Source organism: Pseudomonas sp. GW821-FHT07F01 (genome assembly GCF_059418825.1).
In genome coordinates this window covers 368,785-394,457 of record NZ_JBWKQO010000007.1, presented here as the reverse complement: position 1 = coordinate 394,457, position 25,673 = coordinate 368,785, and the positions used below count along the sequence as shown (strand labels likewise).

The window sequence follows — 25,673 nt, the reverse complement described above, 5'->3', positions numbered from 1 at the left end:
GCCGGCTCCTGCACAACCTGTGTAGGAGCCGGCTGGCCGGCGAAGGCGATTCAGGCCTTGGCCTCAGCCGCCAGGATCAAGGCCTTCATCTCAGCCACCGCACCTTTGAAACCGACAAACAGAGCGTGTGCCACCAGGGCATGGCCGATGTTCAGCTCGTTGATGCCCTTGATCGCCGCCACCGCCTCGACGTTGTGGTAATGCAGGCCATGGCCGGCGTTGACGATCAGCCCCTGGGCCAGGCCAACAGCAACGCCGTCGACGATACGCTGCAGCTCCTCGGCCACTTCACTGGGCGTCTGGGCATCGGCATAACGCCCGGTGTGCAACTCGATGGCCGGCGCGCCGACCCGCTTGGAGGCCTCGATCTGGCGCTCGTCGGCGTCGATGAAAAGGGACACTTCGGAACCGATTTTCGACAGCCGCTCTACCGCCGCCTTGATCCGCGCCTCCTGCCCCGCCACATCCAGGCCGCCTTCGGTGGTGAGCTCCTGGCGGGTTTCCGGCACCAGGCAGATATGTGCCGGACGGATACGCTCGGCAAAAGCCATCATCTCTTCGGTGACGCCCATTTCGAAGTTCATGCGGGTCTGCAGCACGTCCTTGAGCAGCAGCACGTCGCGCTCCTGGATATGCCGGCGATCTTCGCGCAGGTGCACGGTGATGCCGTCGGCGCCCGCCTCTTCCGCGTCCAGCGCTGCCTTGACCGGGTCCGGGTAACGGGTGCCCCGTGCCTGGCGCAGGGTGGCAACGTGGTCGATGTTCACGCCAAGAAGAATGCGATTGCTGGTGGTCACGGAAGCGCTCCTGAATAAATGAAGATTCGGCGCACAGCATACGGGGAGACTAAGGCTTGCGAAACAACTCGCGACTGACCAGGGGCCGGCCGCCCAGGTGCACCGCCAGGGCCTGGCGCATCAGGCGCTTGGCCGCCGACAGCGCGCCGGGAGCGCTCCAGTCGGCATCGGCCATGGCCAGCAACTCGGTGCCGTTGAACAGCCCCGGCTGCAGCAGGAACACCTGCTCCAGCCCGGCATCCACCTGTAAGCGATACAGGCCGTCGGCAGCAATGGGCGCGCCATGGATGTCGCTGTCCAGGGCAAAGCCGTAGCCCAGGTCATCCAGCAGGCGCCACTCAAAGGCCCGCAGCAGAGGCTCCAGGGGACGGCCTTCGGCCAGGGCCAGCAGCGTGGCAGCGTAGTGGTCGAATACCGCAGGATGGGGATCTTCCGCCGGCAGCAGGCGAATCAACAGCTCGTTCAGATAGAGGCCGCTGAACAACGCCTCGCCATTGAGCCAGGCGGCAATGCCGGCACTTTCCATGCGCCCGACGTTCTTCAGTTCGCCACGGCCGCGAAACTCGACCTCCAGGGGCACGAAGGGCCGCGCCAGGGTCCCGGCCTTGCCCCGGGCATTGCGCAGCACCGCTCGCAGGCGACCTTGGGGGGTAAGAAAATCCACCAGGGCACTGCTTTCGCGGTAGGCGCGGCTGTGCAAGACGTAGGCGAGTTGGCCGACTGGGGCGTTGCTGGACATGGTTGCGGGGGATCTCAGGGGAAGAGAGGGAACCGGGTCCGGAGAAGGAGTTGCAGCTGTTCGCCGGCAAGCCAGCTCCTACAGGAAGGTGCAGGAGCCGGCTTGCCGGCGAAGTGCATCAGAGGTCGCCGTAGCCCAGCGAGCGCAGGGCGCGTTCGTCGTCGGACCAGCCGCCCTTGACCTTGACCCAGAGGTTGAGCATGACCTTGGAATCGAACAGCAGCTCCATGTCCTTGCGCGCCTCCATGCCGATGCGCTTGATCCGCTCACCCTTGTCGCCAATGATGATTTTCTTCTGGCCGTCGCGCTCGACGAGGATCAAGGCATGGATATGCAGGGTCTTGCCCTGCTGCTTGAACTCTTCGATTTCCACGGTGATCTGGTAGGGCAGCTCGGCACCGAGCTGGCGCATGATCTTTTCCCGCACCAGTTCGGCGGCGAGGAAGCGGCTGCTGCGGTCGGTGATCTGGTCTTCCGGGAAGAAGTGGTCGTTCTCCGGCAGGTGCTTGGCGATCAGGCCTTCCAGGGCTTCGAGGTTGTGGCCCTGCTGGGCGGAGACCGGCACGATCTCGGCGTTCGGCAGTTGCTCCTGCAGCCAGGTCAGGTGCGGCATCAGCTCGGCCTTGTCCTCGATGCGATCGGTCTTGTTGATCGCCAGGATTACCGGGCCCTGCACGTACTGCACACGCTCCAGTACCAGTTGGTCTTCGTCGGTCCACTTGGTGCGATCGACCACGAAGATCACCACGTCGACGTCTTTCAACGCCGCCGAAGCGGTCTTGTTCATGTAGCGGTTCAGCGCCTTCTCGTTGCTTTTGTGCATACCGGGGGTATCGACGTAGATCGCCTGGATGGCGCCTTCGGTCTTGATCCCGAGCATGTTGTGACGAGTGGTCTGGGGCTTGCGCGAGGTGATCGCCAGCTTCTGGCCGAGGATGTGGTTGAGCAGCGTCGACTTGCCCACGTTGGGGCGGCCGACGATGGCGACATAGCCACAGCGTGTTGCAGTTGAATCAGTCATGGCCATTCTCCACGCCCAGGGCAATCAGTGCTGCGGCGGCCGCTACCTGTTCGGCAATACGGCGGCTCACACCCTGACCTCGGCTTTTTTCATTCAATAAGGTGACTTCACATTCAACGAAGAATGTCCGGCAATGCGGTTCGCCCTGGATATCCACCACTTCGTAACGTGGCAATTCGCAGGCGCGGGACTGGAGGAATTCCTGCAGCCGGGTCTTGGGGTCCTTGTTCGTGTCCACCAAGGTCAGGCTCTCGAACTCCGAGGCCAGCCAGGACAGCACGCGGTCACGGGCAGTCTCCATGCCGGCGTCCAGGTAGATCGCACCAATCAGGGCCTCCAGGGCATCGGCAAGGATCGACTCACGACGGAAACCGCCGCTCTTCAATTCGCCGGAGCCCAGGCGCAGGTACTCGCCCAGGTCGAAACCACGGGCCAGCACCGCCAGTGTTTCACCTTTCACCAGACGCGCGCGCAAACGCGAGAGCTGGCCTTCGCGGGCCTGGGGAAAGCGCTCGAACAGCGCCTCGCCGGCAACGAAGTTGAGAATGGCGTCACCGAGAAACTCCAGGCGTTCGTTGTTGCGCCCGGCAAAGCTGCGGTGAGTGAGGGCCAGCAGCATCAGCTCCTGGTCCTTGAAGGAATAACCGAGCTGACGCTCGAGACGGCTCAAAGAAACGCTCACGGTTTACCCACGCTGGTTTCGTTGCCGAAACTCGCCATCCCAGGGGCCGCGCACGAGGTGCGGGTGGCAATTAACGCTGTGTTCAAATTTACATCCTGAATATCGTTGACTGCATGCTTCTGGCGATAAGGCTGTTACGGGTCGCCCAAGGGCAAGGCCGTTTTATACAAGAGCCAGAAAAGCATTCGGCGCTGTGTTCAACAGCGCCGCGTGTGATTACTTGATCAGGCCAACCCGCGAGAAATTCGGCAGGTGGCTGAGTTTCGGTTCGGGCCAGCTCATCCAGACTGCGAAGGCCTTGCCGACGATATTCTTGTCGGGAACCATGCCCAGCAGGTCCTTGGGAATACTTGGATCGTCCCAGTAGCGACTGTCGTTAGAGTTGTCGCGGTTGTCGCCCATCATGAAGTAGTGCCCGGCCGGCACCACCCAGCGACCGTCCGGGGTTGCCCGGTAACGGCTCATTTCCTTGCGGATCAAGTGCTCGGCGGCGCCCAGTTTTTCCTTGTACAGCTCGGCGCTGCCCAAGGTGCCGGGTTCAGCCCCCACCAGTTGCTCCGCCACCGGCTGACCGTTGACGAACAGGTGCTTGTCGCTGGTGTAGCGCACTTCATCACCCGGCAGGCCGACCACACGCTTGATGTAGTTGACGTTCGGATCGCTTGGGTAGCGGAACACCATCACATCGCCGCGCTGCGGATCACCGACTTCGATGACCTTCTTGTCGATCACCGGCAAGCGGATCCCGTAGGAAAACTTGTTCACCAGGATGAAGTCGCCCACATCCAGGGTCGGCTTCATCGAGCCCGATGGAATCTGGAACGGCTCCACCAGGAACGAACGCAGCACCAGGACGATGAACAGCACCGGAAAGAACGACTTGCCGTATTCAACCAGCAGCGGCTCTTTGCTCAGTTTCTCGACCACCACCCCGTCCGGCTGGCTGACGCTGCCCTGATAGTTGGCAATGGCGGCACGCCGGCGCGGTGCCAGGAACACCAGGTCGAGCAACGCCAAGAGACCGCAAACGAAGACAGCGATGACCAGCAACAGCGGGAAATTTAGTGACATAGGACCTAACTATCCAACCTGAGCACGGCAAGGAAGGCTTCTTGTGGAATTTCCACGTTGCCCACTTGCTTCATGCGTTTCTTACCGGCCTTCTGCTTTTCCAACAGCTTGCGCTTACGGCTAACGTCGCCGCCGTAGCATTTGGCCAGTACGTTCTTTCTGAGTGCCTTGACGGTTGTCCGCGCCACAATCTGCCCGCCAATGGCGGCCTGGATTGCCACGTCAAACATCTGCCGAGGAATCAGTTCTTTCATCTTTTCGGTCAGCGCACGCCCTTTGTAGTGGGCGTTGTCACGGTGCACGATCAACGCCAGGGCGTCGACCTTCTCACCGTTGATCAGCACATCCAGTTTCACCAGATTAGCCGACTGGTAACGATCGAAATGGTAATCCAGCGAAGCATAGCCGCGGCTGGTGGATTTCAGGCGGTCGAAGAAGTCCAGGACCACTTCGTTCATCGGCAGGTCGTAGGTCACCTGGACCTGGCTGCCGAGGAACAGCATGTCGTGCTGTACGCCGCGCTTCTCGATGCACAGGGTTATGACGTTGCCCAGGTGCTCTTGCGGCACAAGAATATTGGCCCGCACGATCGGCTCGCGCATGTCTTCGATCGCCGACAGATCCGGAAGCTTGGACGGGTTGTCGACGTAGATCGTTTCACCGTTCTTCAGTTGCAGCTCGAAGATTACCGTCGGTGCGGTGGTGATCAGGTCCAGGTCGTACTCGCGCTCCAGGCGCTCCTGGATGATCTCCATGTGCAGCATGCCGAGGAACCCGCAGCGGAAGCCGAAGCCCAGGGCGTCGGAGCTTTCCGGGGTGTACTGCAGCGACGAGTCGTTGAGGGTGAGCTTCTGCAACGCTTCGCGGAAATCCTCGAAGTCGTCGGAGCTGACCGGGAACAGGCCGGCGTAGACCTGGGGCTGGATGCGCTTGAAACCCGGCAGCACTTCAACGTCCGGGGTCGAGCTCAGGGTCAGGGTGTCACCCACGGGCGCGCCGTGAATGTCCTTGATGCCCGCGATAATGAAGCCCACTTCACCGGCCTTGAGGTCGGTGGTGGCGGTGTGTTTCGGGTTGAATACACCAACGCTGTCCACCAGGTGGATCTTGCCGGTGGATTTCACCAGGATCTTGTCGCCCTTCTTCACCCGGCCATGACGTACACGTACCAGGGACACGACGCCCAGGTAGTTGTCGAACCAGGAGTCGATGATCAGGGCTTGCAGCGGGTCTTCGATGTTGCCGGTCGGTGCCGGAATGGTGGTCACCAGGCGCTCGAGCACCTCGTCCACGCCCAGGCCGGTCTTGGCGCTGCAGGTCACGGCGTCGGTGGCATCGATACCGATGATCTTCTCGATCTCTTCCTTGACCCGCTCCGGATCGGCCTGTGGCAGGTCGATCTTGTTCAGCACCGGCATCACTTCCAGGCCTTGCTCGATGGCGGTGTAGCAGTTGGCAACCGACTGGGCTTCGACGCCCTGGCCGGCGTCCACCACCAGCAATGCACCTTCACAGGCCGCCAGGGAACGGCTGACTTCGTAGGTGAAGTCCACGTGGCCCGGGGTGTCAATGAAGTTCAGCTGGTAGGTAATGCCGTCGCGGGCCTTGTAATAGAGGGTGACGCTGTGGGCCTTGATGGTGATCCCGCGCTCACGCTCAAGGTCCATGGAGTCCAGAACCTGGGCTTCCATTTCGCGCTCGGCCAGGCCGCCGCACATCTGGATGAAGCGATCGGCCAGAGTCGACTTGCCATGGTCAATGTGGGCGATGATGGAGAAATTGCGGATATGACTCAAATCACTCACGGATGAACACTCAAAAAGGCTGCAGGCATGGCCCGCCGAAAAATAGCCGGGAATTGTACCTGATACTCGGCACAAGCGTCACGCTCGCCTGTCAGCGTTTGTCAAATGCAAAAACGCCCCGATCCAAGGACCGGGGCGTTACGTCAAGACCCTGGCAAAGCCGCGGAATCAGCCGGCCCGGCGCAACAGCCAGACGCCCGCCACCGCGCAGATACCCGCAGGCACCAGCACCGCGAACAACGGCGAAAAGCCAAATACCAGGCTCGAAGGGCCCAGCAGATCCTGGGCGATGCGGAAGGTGAAACCCACCAGTACGCCGGTGAATACCCGCTGACCCAGGGTCACCGAACGCAGCGGACCGAAAATGAAGGAAATGGCCATCAATACCAGCGCCGCCGTCACCAGCGGCTGCAGGACCTTGACCCAGAACGCCAGCCAGTAGCGACCGTTGTTCAGGCCCTGGTCGGCCAGGTAGTGGATGTAGCCCCACAGGCCGCTGATGGACAGGGATTCCGGCGCCATCACCACAGTGCTCAGCAGTTGCGGGCTCAAGGCCACATCCCAACGTTCGCCGGGCACGCTGATGACTTCGGTATGACCGTCGCGGAAGTAGGTGGTGGTGACATCCGTCAGCTGCCAGTAGTCCTCGTGGAAACGGGCCTGGCGGGCAAAACTCGACGACAGCATGTGGCGCTGGTCATCGAAGTGGTAGCGGGTCACGCCATAGAGCAGGCCATTGGGCTGCACTGCGTTGATATGGATGAATTCATCGCCCTGGCGGTGCCACAGGCCGTGCTTGGAACTCTGGGCATCGCCGGAACCCTGGGCCAGGGCCCGACTGGCCTGGGCCTGGGTCTCGGTGGCCGGCGCTACGTATTCGCCCACCAGCACGCCCACCAGCATCAGCACCAGCATGGGTTTCATGACCGCCCAGACAATACGGCCCACCGATACACCGGCCGCGCGCATGATGGTCAACTCGCTGTTACTGGCCAGGCTGCCAAGGCCGATCAGGCAGCCGATCAGGCCTGCCATCGGCAGCATTTCATAGACCCGACGCGGCGCAGTGAGGGCCACGTAGCTCATTACATCCACCACGGTATACGTTTCGTTGACAGCCCCCATCTCATCGATGAAGGCAAACAGCGAGGCCAGCCCGAGGATGATCCCCAGGACCGCCAGGATAGCCATGAACACACTGCTACCGATGTAGCGATCGAGCTTAACCACGAGCCATCTCCTTCACGCTGCGACGACTCGCCATTTTCAAGCGCATCGGCTCCCAATACATCAGGCCGAGGCCGATCAACAGAAACAGTAGGTGCACCCACCACAGCCCCAGGGCCGGGGAAATCTTGCCCTTCTCCAGTGCACCGCGCACGGCGATCAGGATGGTCAGGTAAGCCATGTACAGCAGGATCGCCGGAATCAGCTTGAGGAAGCGGCCCTGGCGCGGGTTGACCCGGGACAACGGCACCGCCATCAAGGTCACGATAAACACCAGCAATGGCAGGGACAGGCGCCATTGCAGCTCGGCACGGGCTCGCAGGTCATCCTTGCCGATCAGGTCAGCGGTGGGCATGGCATCGCGATCGGTGACTTCGTCGCTGACGTCCGGACGCTCCAGCAAAACACCGTAGGTGTCGTACTTGATCACCCGGTAGTTGGCCTCACCCGGGTTGCCGTCATAGCGATAGCCGTTTTCCAGGATCAGGTAGCGATTGCCGTCGGGGCGAATGTCCTGATGGCCCTTCTCGGCCACCAGCACCGAAATGCCCTCGTCCTTTTTCTGCTGGCCCAGGCGCTTCTCGGAAATGAACACGCCGCCCAGGTTGGTTCGGTCTTCGGACAACTGCTCGGTGTAGGTGACCCGGGTACCGTCGTTGAGCGCCTGGAAGCGCCCCGCCACCAGCGTGTCGAACTCGGTCAGGGCATCCTGCTTGTTCAGCAACAGCTGGAACTGGTTGGCACCCTGGGGCGCCAGGCTCAGGCTCAGCCAGGCCACCAGCAGGGCCACCAGGGCCGCGGGGATCATGGTTATGCCCAACAGGCGCTGCTGGCTCATGCCGGTGGCCGACAGCACGGTCATCTCGCTTTCGAGATAGAGCCGGCCGTAAGCCAGGAGAATGCCGAGGAACAGCCCCAGGGGCAGGATCAGTTGCAAGAAGCCCGGTAGGCGAAACCCCATGATCAGGAACAGCGAGCCCGGATCCAGGGCCCCCGAGGCGGCTTGCGCGAGGAACTTGACGAAGCGCCCGCTCATGATGATGACCAGCAATACCGCGCTCACGGCACTCAGGGTCAGCAGGATTTCGCGGGACAGATAACGAAAGACGATCAAACCAGACACTCCAGGGTTGTCAGGCTAAGGCGGCCGAACAAGCAAACGTATCGAGCCGGCCCCAGACGCAGGGCCGCCGAAAAAAGATGGCGCATTATCCTGTGATTGCGTGCGCCTGTCACGGAGGATGCTCACCCAGCGCTCTAATGCGCCGAAACTGGCCCATGCGAGGGTTGTCAGCCGCGACCGGCGAGGTTCAAACTGGCGGCTTTGTCGTCGGCAGCATGCGGCGTCTTCTTCTATATAGATAAGCTCGGCGCAGGACAGCCTCCTGCGCTCTTTGACCATTTATTCAGGGACCCAGACATGGAACTGGTTGTAAAAAGCGTTAGCCCGGAAACGTTGAAGACCGCCACCCTGGTGGTCGCCGTCGGCGAAGGCCGCAAACTCGGCAACGTTGCCAAGCAACTCGACGAACTCAGCGGCGGCGCCATCAGCGCCGTACTCAAGCGCGGCGACCTGGCCGGCAAGGTCGGCCAGAGCCTGCTGCTGCACGGCGTGGCCAAACTCAAGGCCGAGCGGGTGCTGCTGGTAGGCACCGGCAAGGACGGCGAACTGGGCGACCGCCCGTTCCGCAAGATCATCAGCGGCGTGCTCACCACCCTCAAGGGCCTGGGCGGCAGCGACGCCGTGCTGGCGCTGGATGAAGTCGTGATCAAGGGCCGCGACAGCTACGGCAAGACCCGCCTGCTGGCAGAAACCCTGGTGGACGGTGGTTATGTCTTCGACCGCTACAAGAGCCAGAAGGCCGAGCCCCGCGCCCTGAAGAAAATCACCCTGCTGACCATCAAGGCCGCCGAAGCCGAAGTCCAGCGCGGCGTAACCCATGCCCAGGCCATCGCCAACGGCATGGCCTTTACCCGCGACCTGGGCAACCTGCCACCGAACGTCTGCCACCCGACCTTCCTCGGCGAACAGGCCAAGGCCCTGGGCAAGGAGTTCAAGGGCCTGAAGGTCGAGGTCCTCGACGAGAAGAAGATCAAGGAACTGGGCATGGGCTCGTTCTATGCCGTGGGCCAGGGCAGCGACCAGCCGCCACGCCTGATCGTCATGCAGTACAACGGCGGCAAGAAGTCCGAGAAGCCGTTCGCCCTGGTGGGCAAGGGCATCACTTTCGACACCGGCGGCATCAGCCTCAAGCCGGGCGCCGGCATGGATGAAATGAAGTACGACATGGGCGGCGCCGCCAGTGTGTTCGGCACCCTGCGCGCCGTGCTGGAGCTGAAGCTGCCGATCAACCTGGTGTGCATCCTGGCCTGCGCCGAGAACATGCCCAGCGGTGGCGCCGCGCGCCCTGGCGACATCGTCACCACCATGAGCGGGCAGACCGTGGAGATCCTCAACACCGACGCCGAAGGCCGCCTGGTGCTGTGCGATGCCCTGACCTACTCCGAGCGCTTCAAGCCACAGGCCGTGATCGATATTGCCACCCTCACCGGTGCCTGCGTGGTCGCCCTGGGCGCCCATACTTCGGGCCTGCTGGGCAACAACGACGAACTGATCGGCCAACTGCTCAGCGCCGGCCAGCAAGCCGACGACCGCGCCTGGCAACTGCCGTTGTTCGACGAGTACCAGGAGCAACTGGACAGCCCGTTCGCCGACATCGCCAACATCGGCGGGCCGAAGGCCGGCACCATCACCGCCGCCTGCTTCCTCTCGCGCTTCACCAAGAACCTCAACTGGGCGCACCTGGACATCGCCGGCACTGCCTGGACCAGCGGTGGCAAGGACAAGGGCGCCACTGGCCGTCCGGTCCCCCTGCTGACCCAATACCTGCTGGACCGCGCCAAAGCCTGAAAACCATGACCGCAGGGGGCGCCGCATGAAGGCGGAGCCCTCCTCGGCTCAGGAAGCCCAATGACCAAAGTCGACTTCTATATTCTTCCCAGCGCGGACCCTGCGGCGCGCCTGGATTTTGCCTGCAAGCTCACCGACAAGGCCTGGCGCATGGGCCACCGCATCTACCTGCATTGCAGCGATGCAGAGCAACGGGACGAGCTCGATGCCCGCCTGTGGCGCTTCAAGGGCGAAACCTTCGTCCCCCACGGCCCAGCGGAAAGCGAACCCGAAAGCCTGATCGTCCTCGGCCTCGGCCAGGACCCCGGCCCCCACAATGACCTGCTGGTGAACCTGGACCTGAAAGTGCCGGCCTTCGCCCCGCGTTTTGCCCGGATTGCCGAGGTGGTGGTGGAAGACCCCGCTATTCGTCAGGCGGCCCGCGAGAGTTTCCGTTTCTATCGCGAACAGGGCTATCCTCTGCAAGATCACCGTTTACAGCGACTCTGAGCACCCGATGGACACTCCCAATCCGCTGCAAAAGCCCGCGCACCTGCTGGATGACCTCGAGTCGATCCGTAAACTGCTCGGCGATGAAAACCTGCAACCGCCACTGCTGACCGAGACCGTCAGCAGCGAAGTACAGATTCCCCTGCTGTTCGATATGGTGGGCAACCAGCAGCCGGCCGCTGCCCAAGCCGCTCCTGCCGCACCCGCCAAGGCGCAACCCGCGCCAGCCCCGGCGCAAGTGGCCACCCCCGCGCCGGCTCAAGCGGCAACACCCGCTCCAGCACCTGCAGCGGCGGCCCCCGTCGCCAAGCCTGCCACCGCCAGCAACAACGCCGATGCCTTGCTGCACCTGGACAGCGAACTGCGCGCCGCCGCACAACTGATCATGCAGGACGTGATCGACGACTTCGCGCCGCATATCGAAACCGAGATCAAGCGTCGCCTCGACGCCCGCCTGGAACGCCTGCTCGCAGCGACCACCAGCGGCAAACCATAAGCCACACGCAAAAGCCGGGCCGGGCCATCTTGTCGCTTGCCGCTGGTGGCTTGCTGCCGCCCCCCTCCGCTATACTTCCCGGCTTTTCCTGAATAAATGCCAATAGGGTCCCGCCGCGCATGGATAAGACCTACCAGCCGCACGCCATTGAAACTTCCTGGTACCAGACCTGGGAGTCCGAGAACTACTTCGCCCCGCAAGGCGCGGGCGACTCCTACACCATCATGATCCCGCCGCCGAACGTCACCGGCAGCCTGCACATGGGCCACGGCTTCAACAACGCGATCATGGACGCCCTGATCCGTTTCCGCCGCATGCAGGGTCGCAACACCCTGTGGCAGCCGGGCACCGACCACGCCGGTATCGCCACGCAAATGCTGGTGGAGCGCCAGATCGAAGCCCAGGGCCAGAATCGCCATGACCTGGGCCGGGAAAAATTCCTCGAGAAAGTCTGGGAATGGAAGGATCAGTCCGGGGGCAACATCAGCCGCCAGATCCGCCGCCTGGGCTCCTCCGTGGACTGGAGCCGCGAGCGCTTCACCATGGACGACGGCCTCTCGGAAGCGGTGAAGGAAGCCTTCGTCCGCCTGCACGAAGACGGCCTGATCTACCGCGGCAAGCGCCTGGTCAACTGGGACACCAAGCTGCACACGGCGATTTCCGACCTTGAAGTGGAAAACCACGACGAGAAGGGCTTCCTGTGGAACCTCAAGTACCCGCTGGCCGACGGCGCCAAGACAGCCGAAGGCAACGACTACCTGATCGTCGCCACCACCCGTCCGGAAACCATGCTCGGTGACTCCGCCGTCGCGGTGAACCCTGAAGACGAGCGCTACAAGGCCCTGATCGGCAAATTCGTCGAGCTGCCCCTGGTGGGCCGCCGCATCCCGATCATCGCCGACGATTACTGCGACCCCGAGTTCGGCACCGGCTGCGTGAAGATCACCCCGGCCCACGACTTCAACGACTATGAAGTCGGCAAGCGCCACAACCTGCCGCTGCTCAACATCTTCGACAAGAACGCCGCCGTACTGCCGGCCTGCCAGGTGTTCAACCTGGACGGCAGCCTGAACGACAGCGTCGACGGCAAGATCCCGGCCGAGTACGTGGGCCTGGACCGCTTCGAAGCACGCAAGCAGATCGTTGCCGCGTTCGACGCCGCCGGCCTGCTGGTGAGCGTCGACGACCACGCGCTGAAAGTGCCGAAGGGCGACCGTTCCGGCACCGTCATCGAGCCGTGGCTGACCGACCAGTGGTATGTCTCCACCAAGCCGCTGGCAGAACCTGCCATCGCCGCTGTGGAAGACGGCCGCATCGCCTTCGTGCCCAAGCAGTACGAGAACATGTATTTCTCCTGGATGCGCGACATCCAGGACTGGTGCATCAGCCGCCAGCTGTGGTGGGGCCACCGCATTCCGGCCTGGTACGACGAGTCGGGCAAGGTCTATGTCGGCCGCGACGAAGCGGAAGTACGGGCCAAGCACAACCTCGGCCCGGACGTTGCCCTACAGCAGGACAACGACGTGCTCGACACCTGGTTCAGTTCGGGCCTGTGGACCTTCTCCACCCTGGGCTGGCCGGAGCAGACCGACTTCCTCAAGACCTTCCACCCCACCGACGTGCTGGTCACCGGCTTCGACATCATTTTCTTCTGGGTCGCCCGGATGATCATGCTCACCATGCACCTGGTGAAGAACGAAGACGGCACGCCGCAGGTTCCGTTCAAGACCGTGTACGTGCACGGCCTGGTCCGCGACGGCCAGGGCCAGAAGATGTCCAAGTCCAAGGGCAACGTCCTCGACCCGCTGGACATCATCGACGGTATCGACCTGGAAACCCTGGTGCAGAAGCGCACCACCGGCCTGATGCAGCCCAAACTGCAGAAAGCCATCGAGAAGCAGACCCGCGCCGAATTCGCCGACGGCATCGCCAGCTACGGCACCGACGCCCTGCGTTTCACCTTCTGCTCCCTGGCCACCACTGGTCGCGACATCAAGTTCGACATGGGCCGCGTCGAGGGTTACCGCAACTTCTGCAACAAGATCTGGAACGCCGCGCGCTACGTGCTGGACAAGGGCGAGGACTGCGGCCAGAACGGCGAAGCCTACGAGCTGTCCCTGGCGGACCGCTGGATCATCTCGCAGCTGCAGCGCACTGAAGCCGAAGTCACCCGCCAACTCGACCAGTTCCGTTTCGACCTGGCCGCCCAGGCCCTGTACGAGTTCATCTGGAACCAGTACTGCGACTGGTACCTGGAGCTGTCCAAGCCGGTGCTGTGGGACGAGAACTCGCCGGTTGAGCGCCAGCGCGGCACCCGTCGCACCCTGGTGCGCGTGCTGGAAGTGGCGCTGCGCCTGGCGCATCCGTTCATGCCGTTCATCACCGAGGAAATCTGGCAGCGCCTGGCGCCGTTGGCAGGCAGCACCGGCAAGACCATCATGCTGCAGCCTTGGCCGGTGGCCAATGAAGCCCGCATCGACCAGGCTGCCGAAGACGACATCGAATGGCTCAAAGGCCTGATGCTCGGCACTCGCAACATTCGCGCGGAAATGAACATCGGCCCGGGCAAGCCCCTGGCCCTGTTCCTGAAGAACGTCAGCGCCGAAGACCAGCGTCGCCTGACCGAGAACGAAGCCTTGCTGAAGAAGCTGGCCCGTCTCGAATCCATCACCGTACTGGCTGCCGGCGACGAAGCACCGCTGTCCGCCACGGCGCTGGTGGGCGAGATGGAAGTGCTGGTGCCCATGGCCGGCCTGATCGACAAGGGCGCCGAACTGGCACGCTTGGACAAGGAAATCCAGCGCCTGCAAGGCGAAGTGCAACGCGTGGGCGGCAAGCTGTCCAACCCGTCCTTCGTCGACAAGGCCCCGGCCGAAGTGATCGAGAAGGAACGCGCCAAACTGGCCGAGGCCGAACAGGCCCTGGGCAAGCTGGCGGAGCAGCACGCACGGATCTCCAGCCTGTAACGGCGATTCGCGCAGTGTGAAAGAGGGAGGCCCGCAAAGGCCTCCCTTTTTTATTGGCGGCAGATCGCTTTCGCTGGCAAGCCAGCGAAAGCGTTACGCGGTGGTTTGCCAGGAGCCGGCTTGCCGGCGGCGAAGCCTCCCGCCCCAACGCCGCAAGATATGGGACAATGCCCGCCACTTTGAACCACCCCGAATCGATCCCCCATGACCGCCCCCAGCACACCCAAGCCTGCGCGCAAAAAACCCAAGCCTGCCTCCCCAGCCAAAGCCGCCACGCCCCGGGAAAAGGCCAGCCTGCATCCGCGCAATCGTCACCAGGGGCGTTACGACTTCCCGCAACTGATCAAGAGCACACCGGAGTTGGGGCAGTTCGTGATCCTCAATCCCTATGGCAAGGAAAGCATCGACTTCGCCGACCCGGCCGCCGTGCGGGTATTCAACCGGGCCCTGCTCAAGGCCTTCTACGGCATCGCCCACTGGGATATTCCGGCGGACTTCCTCTGCCCGCCAGTGCCCGGTCGCGCTGACTATGTGCACTTCCTCGCCGATCTGCTGGCCAGCCACAACCAGGGTGAAATCCCTCGTGGCGCGGCCGTGCGGGTCCTGGATGTCGGGGTCGGCGCCAACTGCATCTACCCCCTGATCGGCTACAGCGACTACCGCTGGCAGTTCCTCGGCTCGGACATCGACAGCACCGCCCTGGCCGCGGCCAAGGCGATTGTCCAGGCCAACGGCTTGAACAAGGCCATCAGCCTGCGCCAGCAGGGCAATCCCAAGCAGATCCTCACCGGCCTGCTGGACAGCACCGAGCGTTTCGACCTGACGATGTGCAACCCGCCCTTCCATGCCTCCCTGGACGAAGCCACCCGCGGCAGCCAGCGTAAATGGCGGGCCCTGGGCAAGGCCGACCCCAAGCGCAAATTGCCGGTGCTGAATTTCGGCGGGCAGGCCCGGGAGCTCTGGTGCGAAGGCGGCGAGATCCGCTTTGTCAGCCAGTTGATCAGTGAAAGCGCCAGCGTCGGCCAACAGGTACTGTGGTTCAGCACCCTGGTGTCGAAGGCCTCTAACCTGCCGGCGATTGAAAGCGCGCTGAAAAAGGCCGGAGCCCTGGAAAGCCAGGTGGTGGAAATGTCCCAGGGGCAGAAACAGAGCCGCTTCGTCGCCTGGACCTTCAAGGACAAGGCACAGCAACAGGCCTGGGGTCAGGAACGCTGGGTTAGGAAGAACTAGAGAGGCGGGGAATTCAAAGACGATTCACCTTGCGTGAATCGGTGTCACACAAACCGTGCCCGGAAGACTTCTGAGCACGGTTTCACTGCAAGTATTACTTGTTAACAGCGTCGGTCAGGCCTTTAGCCACAACCAGCTTGATAACTTTCTTGGCAGCGATTTCGATGGCAGCGCCAGTCGATGGGTTACGGCCAGTACGGGCAGGACGCTCGGTCACTTTCAGTTTGCCGATACCTGGCAGAGTGATTTCGCCGCCATTTTCCAATTGATCAGCAACGATCTGAGCCAGTTGGTCCAGGGCGTTACGCGCGGTGGTTTTCGGCGCGTCGATAGCTTCAGCGATATCAGCGATCAGTTGGTCTTTAGTAATAGCCATTGTGGTGTTCCTTCCCTATCAAATTCATTTGGATTGCAGAGTGCAGTGTCAGCCATCGAGCCAGATCTTGTGAATCTGGCACCCCGGTTACAACCACGACAGATCGGGGTTATAGATACCGAAATCAGGGTTTGGTTCGACCCGACAAATGCTGAATGCACGCTTAACGCTGAGACATCGCGTAAGACGGGGCAAAACTAGCACACAGACGGGGAAATATCCGCCTCTACCTAGCCATTTGGTCAGCTTTATTGCTCTAAATCGGTAAAAAAATGCATAAGCCTTACCGAGGAGCCGTTCATCACCCGGCAAACCGCGCCAAAACCAGCGGGTGCGGTACACTGGGCACTTTTTCGGGGAGCCCGCCCTCCCCCTTCAATCAGCCGAGAAGCCCATGCCGATCCGTCATTGCATCGTCCACCTGATCGACAAAAAACCCGACGGCAGCCCAGCAGTCCTGCACGCCCGCGATTCCGAACTGGCAGAGTCCGCGGCCATCGAGAACATGCTCGCCGACCTCAATGAAAGCTATAACGCCAAACAGGGCAAAGCCTGGGGCCTGTTCCACCCCGAGTCCGGTGCGTTCCCCTTCAGCGGCTGGCTGAAGGAGTACCTGGAAGGCGGCCAGGACTTCACCGCGTTCAGCCGGGTGGCGGTGGAGCATCTGCAGAAGCTGATGGAAGAGTCCAACCTGTCGGTGGGCGGCCACGTACTGTTCGCCCACTACCAGCAAGGCATGACCGACTACCTGGCGATCGCCCTGCTGCACCACAGTGAGGGCGTGGCGGTGACCGACCAGCTGGACGTGACGCCGTCCCGTCACCTGGACCTGGGCCAGCTGCATCTGGCGGCGCGGATCAACATCTCCGAATGGCAGAACAACAAGCAGTCCAAGCAGTACATCTCCTTTATCAAGGGCAAGAACGGCAAGAAGGTCTCGGAGTATTTCCGCGACTTCATCGGCTGCCAGGAAGGCGTCGACGGCCCGGGCGAGACCCGCACCCTGCTCAAGGCCTTCAGCGACTTCGTGGAAAGCGAGGACCTGCCGGAAGACTCGGCCCGGGAGAAGACCAAGACCCTGGTGGACTACGCCAGCAGCCAGGCCAAGCTCGGCGAACCCATGGGCCTGGAAGAACTCTCGGAACTGATCGACGAGGATCGCCCCAAGGCCTTCTACGATCACATCCGCAACAAGGACTACGGGCTGTCACCGGAGATCCCCGCGGACAAGCGCACCCTGAACCAGTTCCGCCGCTTCACCGGTCGCGCCGAGGGCCTGTCCATCAGTTTCGAGGCCCATCTGCTGGGTTCGAAGATCGAGTACGACGAAGAAGCCGGGACCCTGATCATCAAGGGCCTGCCAACCCAGCTGACCGACCAGCTCAAGCGCCGTAACTGATGCTCCAGGGGGTATTGAAGAAGTTCCTGCTGATCCTGCTGGTGGTGGTGACCTACCAGCACTGGGGCAAGATCGAACGGCTGTTCAACCCTTCGGCAATGGTCAGCGAAGAGACTCGCGAGCATGCCCGGGTGGTGCTGTACGCCACCGACTGGTGCGGCTACTGCAAGGCCACCCGGCGCTTTCTCGATCAGAAGGGCATTCCCTTCCGGGAATTCGACATCGAGAAAGACGCCGCGGCACGCCAGGCCTACACCGCCCTGGGCGGTGCCGGGATTCCGATCCTGGACGTGAATGGCACCCTGATCCGCACCTACGACCCCGACGCAATCATGGCCGCGCTGAAGCCCTAGGAGCCGTTTCGCTTGGCGGCGAAGGGGGCGGCCGCTCTGGGAACGCCTTCGCAGGCAAGCCAGCTCCTGCAGATATGCATCACTGGGCCTGGATGCGAAAGCCCAGCCGTGGGAAGTGCACGTGGACCACACCGGCACGTGGATCTTCACGGCGCAGGATCAGCTCTTCAGTACCGGCGAACAGCAACTGGCCCGCCACCGGGTCGACACCGTAGTCAGTCGCGGCAATCACCACCTGCTGGCCCGCCTTGAAGCCGTTGGGGTCGATGAACTGTTCATCCGGCAGCGCCGCCGGGGTGGCACTGCGCGAGACCTCGAGGGCCTCTTCGGCGCTCATTTCGGTGAAGGAGCCATGCCCGAAACCCAGGACCCGCGCCAGCCAGCCAGCAACCGCCGGGTAGTCGTCCACCAGCGGCGCGGTCACCGGCGTGCCCTTGAGGAACCACAGCGGGTGAGCCAGGGCAATATCGGCAATCGACGGTTGGCCAAACAGGAAGTCCCCGGGCTCGCGCTGCAACTGCTGCTCCAGGCGCGCCATGAGAGTCGGCCACTGATGCTTGGCCACCTCCAGAGGCAGCCGGCTGGCGCTGCCGCCACTGAACAGCCCGGCACGGTCGGCCATGAAGGCCTTGACCGCTTCCGGCGGCAGCTTGCCGAAACGCACGGCCGCGGATTCAGGCTGGAATACCAGGGTCACCGCGTGCTGGAACACTACCGAATCGACCCAGGCGGCGAAGGCCGCACTGATCATTTCCTGGCCTTCGGGAAACAGCGCAGGCGAGGATTTTTCCTGCTCCAGGCGGCGCGCGATCAAGGCCGTGTCGCAATAGATATCCGCGCCGACCTGCAACACCGGGGTCTTGCGATAGCCACCGGTCAGGGCGGTCAGGTCGGGCTTGGGCATCACCGGGGAAATCTTCACCGAGCGCCAGGACAGACCCTTGAAACCCAGCAGCAAGCGGGCTTTTTCCGCAAAGGGAGAGGTCGGGTAATGGTGGAGAATCAACTCTGACATGCTGGGGTCCGCCGGAAGAGGGAGAGCGCTGAGCTTAGCGCGCAATCCGTGGACGGCCTACAGATCCGGCTGATGAGAACCTATCAGTCAGATTGATGCCGCGGCGGTGGCCGAAGCCACCAGGCATTCCTTGGCACTCTTCCTGAGCTTCTTGATCAGCCGCTCCTGGCGCAAGGCTTCGCCCTTGTCCCGGCAAGCCTCGGTATAGACCAGCGCCACCGCCGGGCTGGAGAGAAAGAAACGCGCGCCCTTGCCGCTCTGGTGCTTGGCGAAGCGCTTCACCGGGTCGTCGCTGATACCGCAGTACAGGGCACCGTTGGCCGCCCGCACCAGATACACGAACCAGGGCTTGGCGTCAGTGGCAGGCTGCGCCGTTTCGGCACTGGAGGATGAAAGAGGGCTGGTCACAAAAGGTATCGAGGCCTGTGGATAACAAGCCGCGATCTTAGCAGAGGATGGCTTTCAGCGACCGCTCTGGAAGGCCTTGAGCCCCTTGCGCGCCTGGGCTCGAACAGCATTCTTGAGCAGCGGCGTCCAGCCCAGCAGCAGGCCCTTGGTGCCCAGGGCCTGGCGCGCCCAACGCCACATGTCGAACTGATCGTGATGCTCGCAGATCTTGCCGTCGCGAAACACGAACCGGGCCTGGATATCGTTGATCACCGTATTGCCGGTCTGGCTGAACAGGTAGGTGGCAACCCAGTGCGCGCCGCCGGAATTCGAGTCGGCACGCACCTGATCGAAAGTCAGGGAAAAGTCCTTGGCACGGGAGGTGAGCATGCGCCACATATCGCCGGCATCACGCCCGCGCAACTCGCCGAACGCCGGGTCACTGAACAGCACATCCTCGGTGTAGCAGGCGCTCATGGCCTCGGCATCCAGGCGCTGGAAAGCCTGATAGAACTCGGTGATCAGGGCGCGATGGGCATCACTCATGAACGGACTCCGAAAGGGCAAGGGGGATGCAGCACAATAATCCGCAACCCCGGCGAACACTATCGGCATTTACCGGGCAAATAGCGCAAGCAAGGCCCGTCAGATTCTCTCGCTCTGCACCTGCACATGCAGCGAACGACCGGCGCCCAGCCCGGCAATGATCGCACCGCAGCCCAACACCGCGAAAATCCAGCCCACAGCGTTCCAGCCCCCGGTCCAGTCGTGCACCAGGCCCACCGCAAACGGCCCCATGGAAGCCAGGGTGTAGCCGATGCCCTGGGCCATGCTCGACAGGTTGGCCGCCACATGGGGGTCCCGGGAGCGCAGCACGATCAGGGTCAGGGCCAGGCTGAAGGTGCCGCCCTGCCCCAGGCCCAGCAGGACCGCCCAGCCCCACAGGCCCTCGATGGGCGCGTACAGGCAACCGAACAGGCCGCCCAGGGTCATCAGCATGACAATCACGATGGCCAGGCGCTGGTCCTTGCCCCGGGTCGCCAGCCAGGGCGCCGCCAGAGAACTGGCCAATTGCACGATCACCGAACCGGACAGCACCAGCCCGGCCTGGGTCGGGGTCAGCCCACGGCCGATCAGGATCGACGGCAACCAGCCAAACACGATGTATGCCAGGGAGGATTGCAGGCCCATGTACAGGGTTACCTGCCAGGCCAGGCGGTCCCGCAACAGGCCGCGCACGCGAAAGGCCACATGGTGAGCACCGTGCTTGTGCCCGACCTGAGGCAACCAGAACAGGGCCGCCACCAGCGCCGGCACCACCCAGAAGCCCAGCCCCATGGCCCAACTGCCCCCGAAATGCTGGCTCAGAGGTACCGTGGCCCCCGCCGCCATCGCCGCGCCCAGGCACAGGGCCATGGTGTAGACCCCGGTCATGGTGCCCGCGTGCCGGGCGAAGTCACGCTTGACGATACCCGGCAGCAGCACCCCGATCACGCCGATGCTGGCGCCGGCCAGGATGCTCCCGGCAAACACTCCGACCTCACCGAAGGAACTGCGCAGCACAATGCCCAGGGCCAGGGTCATGAGGATGCCCAGCACCACCCGCTCGGCGCCGAAGCGCCGGGCCAGCAGCGGCGCCAAAGGCGCGAACAGCCCCAGGCACAGCACCGGCAAGGTAGTCAGCAGCCCGGCCTTGGCGGCCGATAGCCCCAGGTGCTGCGACACATCACTGAGCAGTGGCGCCATGCTCGACAGCGCCGGACGCAGGTTCAGCGCCACCAGGATCAGCCCCAGCAGCAACAGCCAGGGGCGCTGCAGAGGCGGTGGAGCCTGCTGCACCTCCTCATCATCAGCCTCGGCGTCGATCAGCAGCTCTTCGAGCTCGGCGGAACGCCGAGGCGAGGACGGGGTATTCGCAGGTACCGTTTGATTGGACATGGAGGTCTCGGACTCAGGATTCGTTGATCAGCTGGCGGGAAATGTTCTTGGCTCGTTCGGGGTCGCGTTGCTCGATGGCATCCAGCAGGTGCTGGTGCCGATCGAAGACTTCCTGACGCCTGGGGGTCACGGTCAGGGTCTGGCGCAACTGGGCGCCGACCACGCTGGAGAAATAGCGATACAGCTGGCTGAGGGTCGGGTTGTGGGCGGCGTCCACCAGGCGCTGGTGAAACACCAGGTCGCAGGCGATGTAGCTTTCCAGGTCGCCATGAAAGTGCCCGCCGCTGACGGCCAGCGCATCGCTCAGGGCGTGCAGGTCCTCGTCGGTGCGGCGCAGGGCGGCCAGGCCGACGGCCTCAACTTCCAGAATGTGGCGGGTTTCCCGGGCCTGCTCCAGGGAGCACTGGGACAGTGCCTGGAGCATGTCCAAGGGATCGGCCACCGCCCGCAGGTAACTGCCGTCACCCTGGCGGATCTCGATCAGCCCGGAAAACGCCAGTACCCGCAGGGCCTCGCGCACCGTGTTGCGGCTGATGCCCAGCTCACTGGCCAGTTCCGGTTCGGTGGGCAGGCGCTGGTCCACGACCCAGGCGCCATTGGTGATGCGCAGGCGCAGTTGCTCCAGGGCCTGGTCGACCAGGGAACGTTTGATCAGGGGGGATATTTCGCTCATTGAACTCACTCTTTCATCCAATCATCGGACGAATTGCCTGGCATGGTATTCAGACCTTTCCCAGAGTTCAACGTTTTAGGCTGGAGCAGGCACTTTCGCCATTTCAGCCAGGCCTTGACAAAAAACCCTATAAGGGTAATTTCAATCAAGCCTCAAGGGTGTCTCATGGAAAAGAAAACACCTCATTACGACCTGTCGCTGATCAAGGCACAGGTCGTTCGGCAAGGGGCACAAGCCTTCACTCGAAGCGCGTTGCTCTGCGGCAAGGAACTCGGATTGTCCTTGGCGGCCATGCAACGAGTGATAGCCGGACTCCAGGGCAGCATGTTCTACAAATCGATGACCACCTATCACGATCACCGGGTGTGGCAGGACGTGTATTACACCGGCATCGATAACCGGACGCTCTACATCAAGATCACCCAGCGCCCCGGCATAGGGCCTCCAGTGATCTCCTTCAAGGAGGCACAAGCATGAAACGACAACAGTGCTACAGCTGCGGCGCTCCCACCGGCATGCTGGCGTTCGAGCAGCGCAGCGAGCTCATCGACTACCGGCATCTGCAGCGTCACCTCCATGGCCTGGCGGGTTGGGAATGCCAGGAATGCGGTGAAATCGAATTCGACGCACCGAGCGCAGAACGTTACGCCGCCGAGGGCGACCAATTGCTGGAGGATTACCGGCAGAGCGTCGCCGCCGACATGAAGCGCATCCGCCGCAAGCTGCACCTCTCGCAGAAGGAAGCGGTCAAACTGCTGTCCGGCGGCGGGCACAATGCCTTTTCCCGTTACGAGCGCGGCGAAGTCGGTGCCCCTCAACCGCTGTACATGCTGATGCGCCTGCTGGATCGCCACCCGCAGTTGATGAAGGACGTACTGGAGCTCAGCGAACCGCAACTGGCGCCCTCAGCCTTGAGCGACCAACCCGAACCACAGCTCGGCGCTGTCGGCAGTTGAACGCCGGGCAAAAATAAACCCGGAGCCAGTCCGGGTTTATCGTCAGCGCAGGCCCCGCTGCAGCATCAATGCAGGATCTGGCTCAGGAACAGCTTGGTACGGTCGTTCTGCGGGTTGTCGAAGAAATCGTTGGGCGCCGCCTGCTCGACGATCTCGCCCTTGTCCATGAAGATCACCCGGTTGGCCACGGTGCGGGCAAAGCCCATTTCGTGGGTCACGCAGAGCATGGTCATGCCGTCTTCGGCCAGGCCGATCATGGTGTCCAGCACCTCCTTGACCATCTCCGGGTCGAGGGCCGAGGTGGGCTCGTCAAAGAGCATGATCTTGGGCTTCATGCACAACGCCCGGGCAATCGCCACCCGTTGCTGCTGGCCACCGGAAAGCTGGCCCGGGTACTTGTTGGCCTGCTCCGGAATGCGCACTCGCTCCAGGTAATGCATGGCGATTTCCTCGGCCTTGCGCTTGGGCATCTTGCGTACCCACATCGGCGCCAACGTGCAGTTCTGCAAAATGGTCAGGTGCGGGAACAGGTTGAAGTGCTGGAACACCATGCCCACTTCCCGGCGAATGGCCTCGATCTGCTTGAGGTCGTTGGTCAGTTCCACGCCGTCCACCACGATGCGCCCCTGCTGGTGTTCTTCCAGGCGGTTGAGGCAGCGGATGGTGGTGGATTTGCCCGACCCCGAAGGCCCGCACAGGACAATGCGCTCGCCTTGGCGGACGTTGAGGTTGATGTCCTTCAACACGTGGAACTGGCCGTACCACTTGTTCACACCCTGCATCTGAATAATGCCTTCAGGGCCCACAGGCTTTTTGCTCGCTTGACTCATGGAGATACTCCTAACGCTTGTGGCCTGTGTCCAACTTACGCTCCAGGTGCATGGAGTAGCGGGACATACCAAAACAGAAAATCCAGAACACCAGGGCCGCGAAGACATAGCCTTCGGTGGCCATGCCCAGCCATTTGGGGTCGGCGGCGGCTTGCTTGACGCTGTTGAGCAGGTCGAACAGGCCGATGATGATCACCAGGCTCGTGTCCTTGAACAGGGCGATGAAGGTGTTGACGATGCCGGGAATCACCAGCTTCAGGGCCTGCGGCAGAATCACCAGCCCCATGGCGCGCCAGTAGCCCAGGCCCATGGCCGCAGCCGCTTCGTACTGGCCCTTGGGAATGGCCTGCAAGCCACCCCGCACCACCTCGGCCACATAGGCCGACTGGAACAGGATCACCCCGATCAGCGCACGCAACAGCTTGTCGAAGTTCATGCCTTCGGGCAGGAACAGCGGCAGCATCACCGAGGACATGAACAGCACGGTGATCAGCGGCACGCCGCGCCAGAACTCGATGAAGGTCACGCAGACCACGCGGATCGCCGGCAGGTTGGAGCGCCTTCCCAATGCCAGCAGGATTCCCAGCGGCAGTGCCCCGGCGATGCCCACGGTGGCAATCACCAGGGTCAGCATCAGACCACCCCACTGGCTGGTGGCCACCGTGCTCAGGCCCAGGTAACCGCCGTGCAACAGGCTGTAGGCAATGATCGGGTAACCCACCAGGAAGCACAGCCCGTAGATCGCCTTGCGCGGGAAGCGCGAGATGAACAACGGTGCGGCACCGATCACCGCCAGCCACACGCTCAGGTCCACTCGCCAGCGCAGTTCCACCGGGTAGTAGCCGTACATGAACTGGCCGAAGCGCTGCTGGATGAACACCCAGCAGGCGCCACCCCTGGTGCAGTCGGCGCGAGAGGTACCGACCCAGTTGGCGTCGAGAATCGCCCAATGCAGCAGCGGCGGCACCACCAGGTAGATCAGGTAGAAGGCAAACAGGGTCAACAGGGTATTGAGCCAGTTGGAGAACATGTTGGCGCGCATCCACGCCAGCACGCCGATACTGCGGCGGGGCGGCGGCATATCGGGCTTGAAGGTATGAGTCGTCATGGGCGCTTCCTCACCGCTCGATCAGCGCAATGCGCTTGTTGTACCAGTTCATCAGCAGGGAAATGCTGATGCTGATCGCCAGGTACACGCTCATGGTGATGGCAATGACTTCAATGGCCTGGCCGGTCTGGTTGAGCACCGTGCCGGCGAACAGCGAAACCATTTCCGGGTAGCCGATACCCGCGGCCAGGGAAGAGTTCTTCGCCAGGTTCAGGTATTGGCTGGTCAGCGGCGGAATGATCACCCGCAGGGCCTGGGGAATGATCACCTTGCGCAGGGTCGGGCCGTTGCGCAGCCCCAGGGAGCGGGCCGCCTCGGTCTGGCCGTGGCTCACCGACTTGATCCCGGACCGCACGATCTCGGCGATGAACGCCGCGGTGTAGACAGTCAGGGCCAGGGTCAGGGCCAGCAGCTCGGGAATCAGTACCCAGCCGCCGACGAAATTGAACCCCGCCAGCTTCGGCATCTCCCAGTGCACCGGCGAGCCGAAGATCAGCGTGCACAACGCGGGAATCACCAACAGCAGGCCCAGGCCGCTCCAGAACTTGTGAAAAGGCACGCCGGTGGCCTCAAAGCGCCGGTTGGCCCAGCGGCACATCAGCGCGATGGCGCCGATGGCCAGGACCAGGCTTGCGACAAACGCCCAGAAACCGGGGGCCATCTGCGCCGCCGGCATGTTCAGGCCGCGGCTGCTGACAAAGAACATATCGCCAAAGTTGTGGCTGTTGCGCGGCCCCGGCATGGTCAGGAATACCGCGAAGTACCAGAACAGGATCTGCAGCAGCGGCGGAATGTTGCGGAACACTTCCACATACACCGTCGCCAGCTTGCTGATGATCCAGTTCGGCGACAGCCGCGCCACACCGATGATGAACCCCAGCAGGGTTGCGAGGATCACCCCGATAAAGGTCACCAGCAGGGTGTTGAGCAGGCCGATGACGAACACCCGGGCATAACTGTCCGCTTCGGTGTAGGCAATCAGGTGTTGCGCGATGCCGAACCCGGCGCTGCGCTCGAGAAAGTCGAAACCCGAGGTGATCCCTCGGTGCTGGAGGTTGGTTTGCGTGTTGTCGAACAGAAACCAGCCCAGCGAAACCACCGCCACCAGGGTGATGATCTGGAACAGCCAGGCGCGCACACGGGGATCGCTGAGGCTGAGCCTCTGCTTGGGTGCGCCGATTGTATTTTGCATGAAGTGCCCCAG

Annotated in this window: 27 protein-coding genes; 9 read left to right on the top strand and 18 right to left on the bottom strand. The window is 62.6% G+C overall.

All coding sequences use genetic code 11. The features are described 5' to 3' along the window. Positions 1-50: 50 nt before the first annotated feature. From pdxJ to lptF, 8 genes are all read right to left on the bottom strand, one after another. Positions 51-797 (bottom strand): pyridoxine 5'-phosphate synthase, encoded by a 747-nt coding sequence (pdxJ, locus tag AC07R1_RS26905; RefSeq protein WP_342401172.1) that lies wholly within the window; start codon positions 795-797, stop codon positions 51-53. A 49-nt stretch (positions 798-846) separates the two neighbouring features. Further along, the gene (recO, locus tag AC07R1_RS26900) at positions 847-1,536 is read right to left on the bottom strand and encodes a DNA repair protein RecO (protein WP_011059423.1); all 690 of its coding nucleotides are present in this window, start codon (positions 1,534-1,536) and stop codon (positions 847-849) included. A 118-nt stretch (positions 1,537-1,654) separates the two neighbouring features. Beyond that, on the bottom strand, positions 1,655-2,557 hold the full coding sequence (gene era, locus AC07R1_RS26895) for a GTPase Era (RefSeq protein WP_019094760.1): 903 nt from the start codon (positions 2,555-2,557) through the stop codon (positions 1,655-1,657). Further along, positions 2,550-3,239, bottom strand: coding sequence for a ribonuclease III (gene rnc, locus AC07R1_RS26890; RefSeq protein WP_011059421.1), 690 nt, complete (start codon positions 3,237-3,239; stop codon positions 2,550-2,552). The genes era and rnc overlap by 8 nt, the downstream gene beginning before the upstream one ends. A gap of 216 nt (positions 3,240-3,455) precedes the next feature. Next, a complete protein-coding gene (lepB, locus tag AC07R1_RS26885; protein ID WP_011059420.1) occupies positions 3,456-4,310 on the bottom strand; it encodes a signal peptidase I in 855 nt (284 codons plus the stop codon). Between the two features lie 5 nt (positions 4,311-4,315). Further along, the gene (gene lepA, locus AC07R1_RS26880) at positions 4,316-6,115 is read right to left on the bottom strand and encodes a translation elongation factor 4 (protein ID WP_011059419.1); all 1,800 of its coding nucleotides are present in this window, start codon (positions 6,113-6,115) and stop codon (positions 4,316-4,318) included. 168 nt (positions 6,116-6,283) lie between these two features. Continuing rightward, positions 6,284-7,345 (bottom strand): LPS export ABC transporter permease LptG, encoded by a 1,062-nt coding sequence (lptG, locus tag AC07R1_RS26875; protein WP_011059418.1) that lies wholly within the window; start codon positions 7,343-7,345, stop codon positions 6,284-6,286. Continuing rightward, positions 7,338-8,456 (bottom strand): LPS export ABC transporter permease LptF, encoded by a 1,119-nt coding sequence (gene lptF, locus AC07R1_RS26870; RefSeq protein ID WP_015634263.1) that lies wholly within the window; start codon positions 8,454-8,456, stop codon positions 7,338-7,340. Before lptF ends, lptG begins: the two co-directional genes overlap by 8 nt. A gap of 306 nt (positions 8,457-8,762) precedes the next feature. Between lptF and AC07R1_RS26865 the strand changes: the two genes are divergently transcribed. The 5 genes from AC07R1_RS26865 to rlmF all read left to right on the top strand — a co-directional run bounded on the left by AC07R1_RS26865 (position 8,763) and on the right by rlmF (position 15,434). Further along, positions 8,763-10,253, top strand: a complete 1,491-nt coding sequence (locus AC07R1_RS26865) for a leucyl aminopeptidase (protein WP_368995334.1) — start codon at positions 8,763-8,765, stop codon at positions 10,251-10,253. A gap of 60 nt (positions 10,254-10,313) precedes the next feature. Beyond that, complete coding sequence (locus AC07R1_RS26860; protein ID WP_015634262.1) at positions 10,314-10,742, top strand: DNA polymerase III subunit chi; 429 nt, start codon at positions 10,314-10,316, stop codon at positions 10,740-10,742. Positions 10,743-10,749: 7 nt separating this feature from the next. Further along, positions 10,750-11,238 (top strand): hypothetical protein, encoded by a 489-nt coding sequence (locus AC07R1_RS26855; protein WP_053156481.1) that lies wholly within the window; start codon positions 10,750-10,752, stop codon positions 11,236-11,238. A 119-nt stretch (positions 11,239-11,357) separates the two neighbouring features. Next, positions 11,358-14,204 (top strand): valine--tRNA ligase, encoded by a 2,847-nt coding sequence (locus AC07R1_RS26850; protein ID WP_093404571.1) that lies wholly within the window; start codon positions 11,358-11,360, stop codon positions 14,202-14,204. Between the two features lie 204 nt (positions 14,205-14,408). After that, positions 14,409-15,434 (top strand): 23S rRNA (adenine(1618)-N(6))-methyltransferase RlmF, encoded by a 1,026-nt coding sequence (gene rlmF, locus AC07R1_RS26845; protein ID WP_495111117.1) that lies wholly within the window; start codon positions 14,409-14,411, stop codon positions 15,432-15,434. Positions 15,435-15,528: 94 nt separating this feature from the next. On the opposite strand, the gene AC07R1_RS26840 is transcribed toward rlmF, so the two are convergent. Next, a complete protein-coding gene (locus AC07R1_RS26840) occupies positions 15,529-15,810 on the bottom strand; it encodes an HU family DNA-binding protein (RefSeq protein ID WP_003440137.1) in 282 nt (93 codons plus the stop codon). 394 nt (positions 15,811-16,204) lie between these two features. On the opposite strand from AC07R1_RS26840, the gene yejK reads away from it, so the two are divergent. Together yejK and AC07R1_RS26830 are read left to right on the top strand one after the other, a co-directional pair. Continuing rightward, positions 16,205-17,209, top strand: a complete 1,005-nt coding sequence (gene yejK / locus AC07R1_RS26835) for a nucleoid-associated protein YejK (protein ID WP_015634258.1) — start codon at positions 16,205-16,207, stop codon at positions 17,207-17,209. Then, complete coding sequence (locus tag AC07R1_RS26830; RefSeq protein ID WP_011059410.1) at positions 17,209-17,562, top strand: glutaredoxin family protein; 354 nt, start codon at positions 17,209-17,211, stop codon at positions 17,560-17,562. The genes yejK and AC07R1_RS26830 overlap by 1 nt, the downstream gene beginning before the upstream one ends. Positions 17,563-17,641: 79 nt before the next feature. Here AC07R1_RS26830 and AC07R1_RS26825 read toward each other — a convergent pair whose 3' ends face one another. From AC07R1_RS26825 to AC07R1_RS26800, 6 genes are all read right to left on the bottom strand, one after another. After that, positions 17,642-18,577, bottom strand: coding sequence for a glutathione S-transferase family protein (locus AC07R1_RS26825; protein WP_495111116.1), 936 nt, complete (start codon positions 18,575-18,577; stop codon positions 17,642-17,644). An 87-nt stretch (positions 18,578-18,664) separates the two neighbouring features. Next, the gene (locus AC07R1_RS26820) at positions 18,665-18,985 is read right to left on the bottom strand and encodes a GIY-YIG nuclease family protein (RefSeq protein WP_011059408.1); all 321 of its coding nucleotides are present in this window, start codon (positions 18,983-18,985) and stop codon (positions 18,665-18,667) included. 54 nt (positions 18,986-19,039) lie between these two features. Continuing rightward, positions 19,040-19,510, bottom strand: coding sequence for a nuclear transport factor 2 family protein (locus AC07R1_RS26815; RefSeq protein WP_011059407.1), 471 nt, complete (start codon positions 19,508-19,510; stop codon positions 19,040-19,042). A gap of 99 nt (positions 19,511-19,609) precedes the next feature. After that, positions 19,610-20,902, bottom strand: coding sequence for a CynX/NimT family MFS transporter (locus tag AC07R1_RS26810; RefSeq protein WP_019096059.1), 1,293 nt, complete (start codon positions 20,900-20,902; stop codon positions 19,610-19,612). A 13-nt stretch (positions 20,903-20,915) separates the two neighbouring features. After that, positions 20,916-21,575: a FadR/GntR family transcriptional regulator gene (locus AC07R1_RS26805; RefSeq protein WP_495111115.1), complete on the bottom strand. Its 660-nt coding sequence runs from the start codon at positions 21,573-21,575 to the stop codon at positions 20,916-20,918. 5 nt (positions 21,576-21,580) lie between these two features. Further along, a complete protein-coding gene (locus AC07R1_RS26800) occupies positions 21,581-21,724 on the bottom strand; it encodes a hypothetical protein (RefSeq protein WP_350404221.1) in 144 nt (47 codons plus the stop codon). A 16-nt stretch (positions 21,725-21,740) separates the two neighbouring features. Here AC07R1_RS26800 and AC07R1_RS26795 point away from each other — a divergent pair, with 16 nt between their 5' ends. Both AC07R1_RS26795 and AC07R1_RS26790 read left to right on the top strand, forming a co-directional pair. Beyond that, positions 21,741-22,052 (top strand): type II toxin-antitoxin system MqsR family toxin, encoded by a 312-nt coding sequence (locus tag AC07R1_RS26795; RefSeq protein WP_011059404.1) that lies wholly within the window; start codon positions 21,741-21,743, stop codon positions 22,050-22,052. After that, on the top strand, positions 22,049-22,531 hold the full coding sequence (locus AC07R1_RS26790; protein ID WP_401402626.1) for a type II toxin-antitoxin system MqsA family antitoxin: 483 nt from the start codon (positions 22,049-22,051) through the stop codon (positions 22,529-22,531). Before AC07R1_RS26795 ends, AC07R1_RS26790 begins: the two co-directional genes overlap by 4 nt. Before the next feature lie 65 nt (positions 22,532-22,596). On the opposite strand, the gene AC07R1_RS26785 is transcribed toward AC07R1_RS26790, so the two are convergent. Genes AC07R1_RS26785 through AC07R1_RS26775 form a run of 3 tightly spaced genes read right to left on the bottom strand, consistent with a single transcriptional unit; the run spans position 22,597 to position 25,661 of the window. Continuing rightward, complete coding sequence (locus tag AC07R1_RS26785) at positions 22,597-23,361, bottom strand: amino acid ABC transporter ATP-binding protein (protein WP_011059402.1); 765 nt, start codon at positions 23,359-23,361, stop codon at positions 22,597-22,599. A gap of 10 nt (positions 23,362-23,371) precedes the next feature. Further along, positions 23,372-24,469 carry an amino acid ABC transporter permease gene (locus tag AC07R1_RS26780; RefSeq protein WP_410036457.1) on the bottom strand — a complete coding sequence of 366 codons (1,098 nt, stop codon included), beginning with the start codon at positions 24,467-24,469 and terminating at the stop codon, positions 23,372-23,374. A gap of 10 nt (positions 24,470-24,479) precedes the next feature. Then, positions 24,480-25,661 carry an amino acid ABC transporter permease gene (locus AC07R1_RS26775; protein ID WP_011059400.1) on the bottom strand — a complete coding sequence of 394 codons (1,182 nt, stop codon included), beginning with the start codon at positions 25,659-25,661 and terminating at the stop codon, positions 24,480-24,482. Positions 25,662-25,673 lie beyond the last annotated feature (12 nt).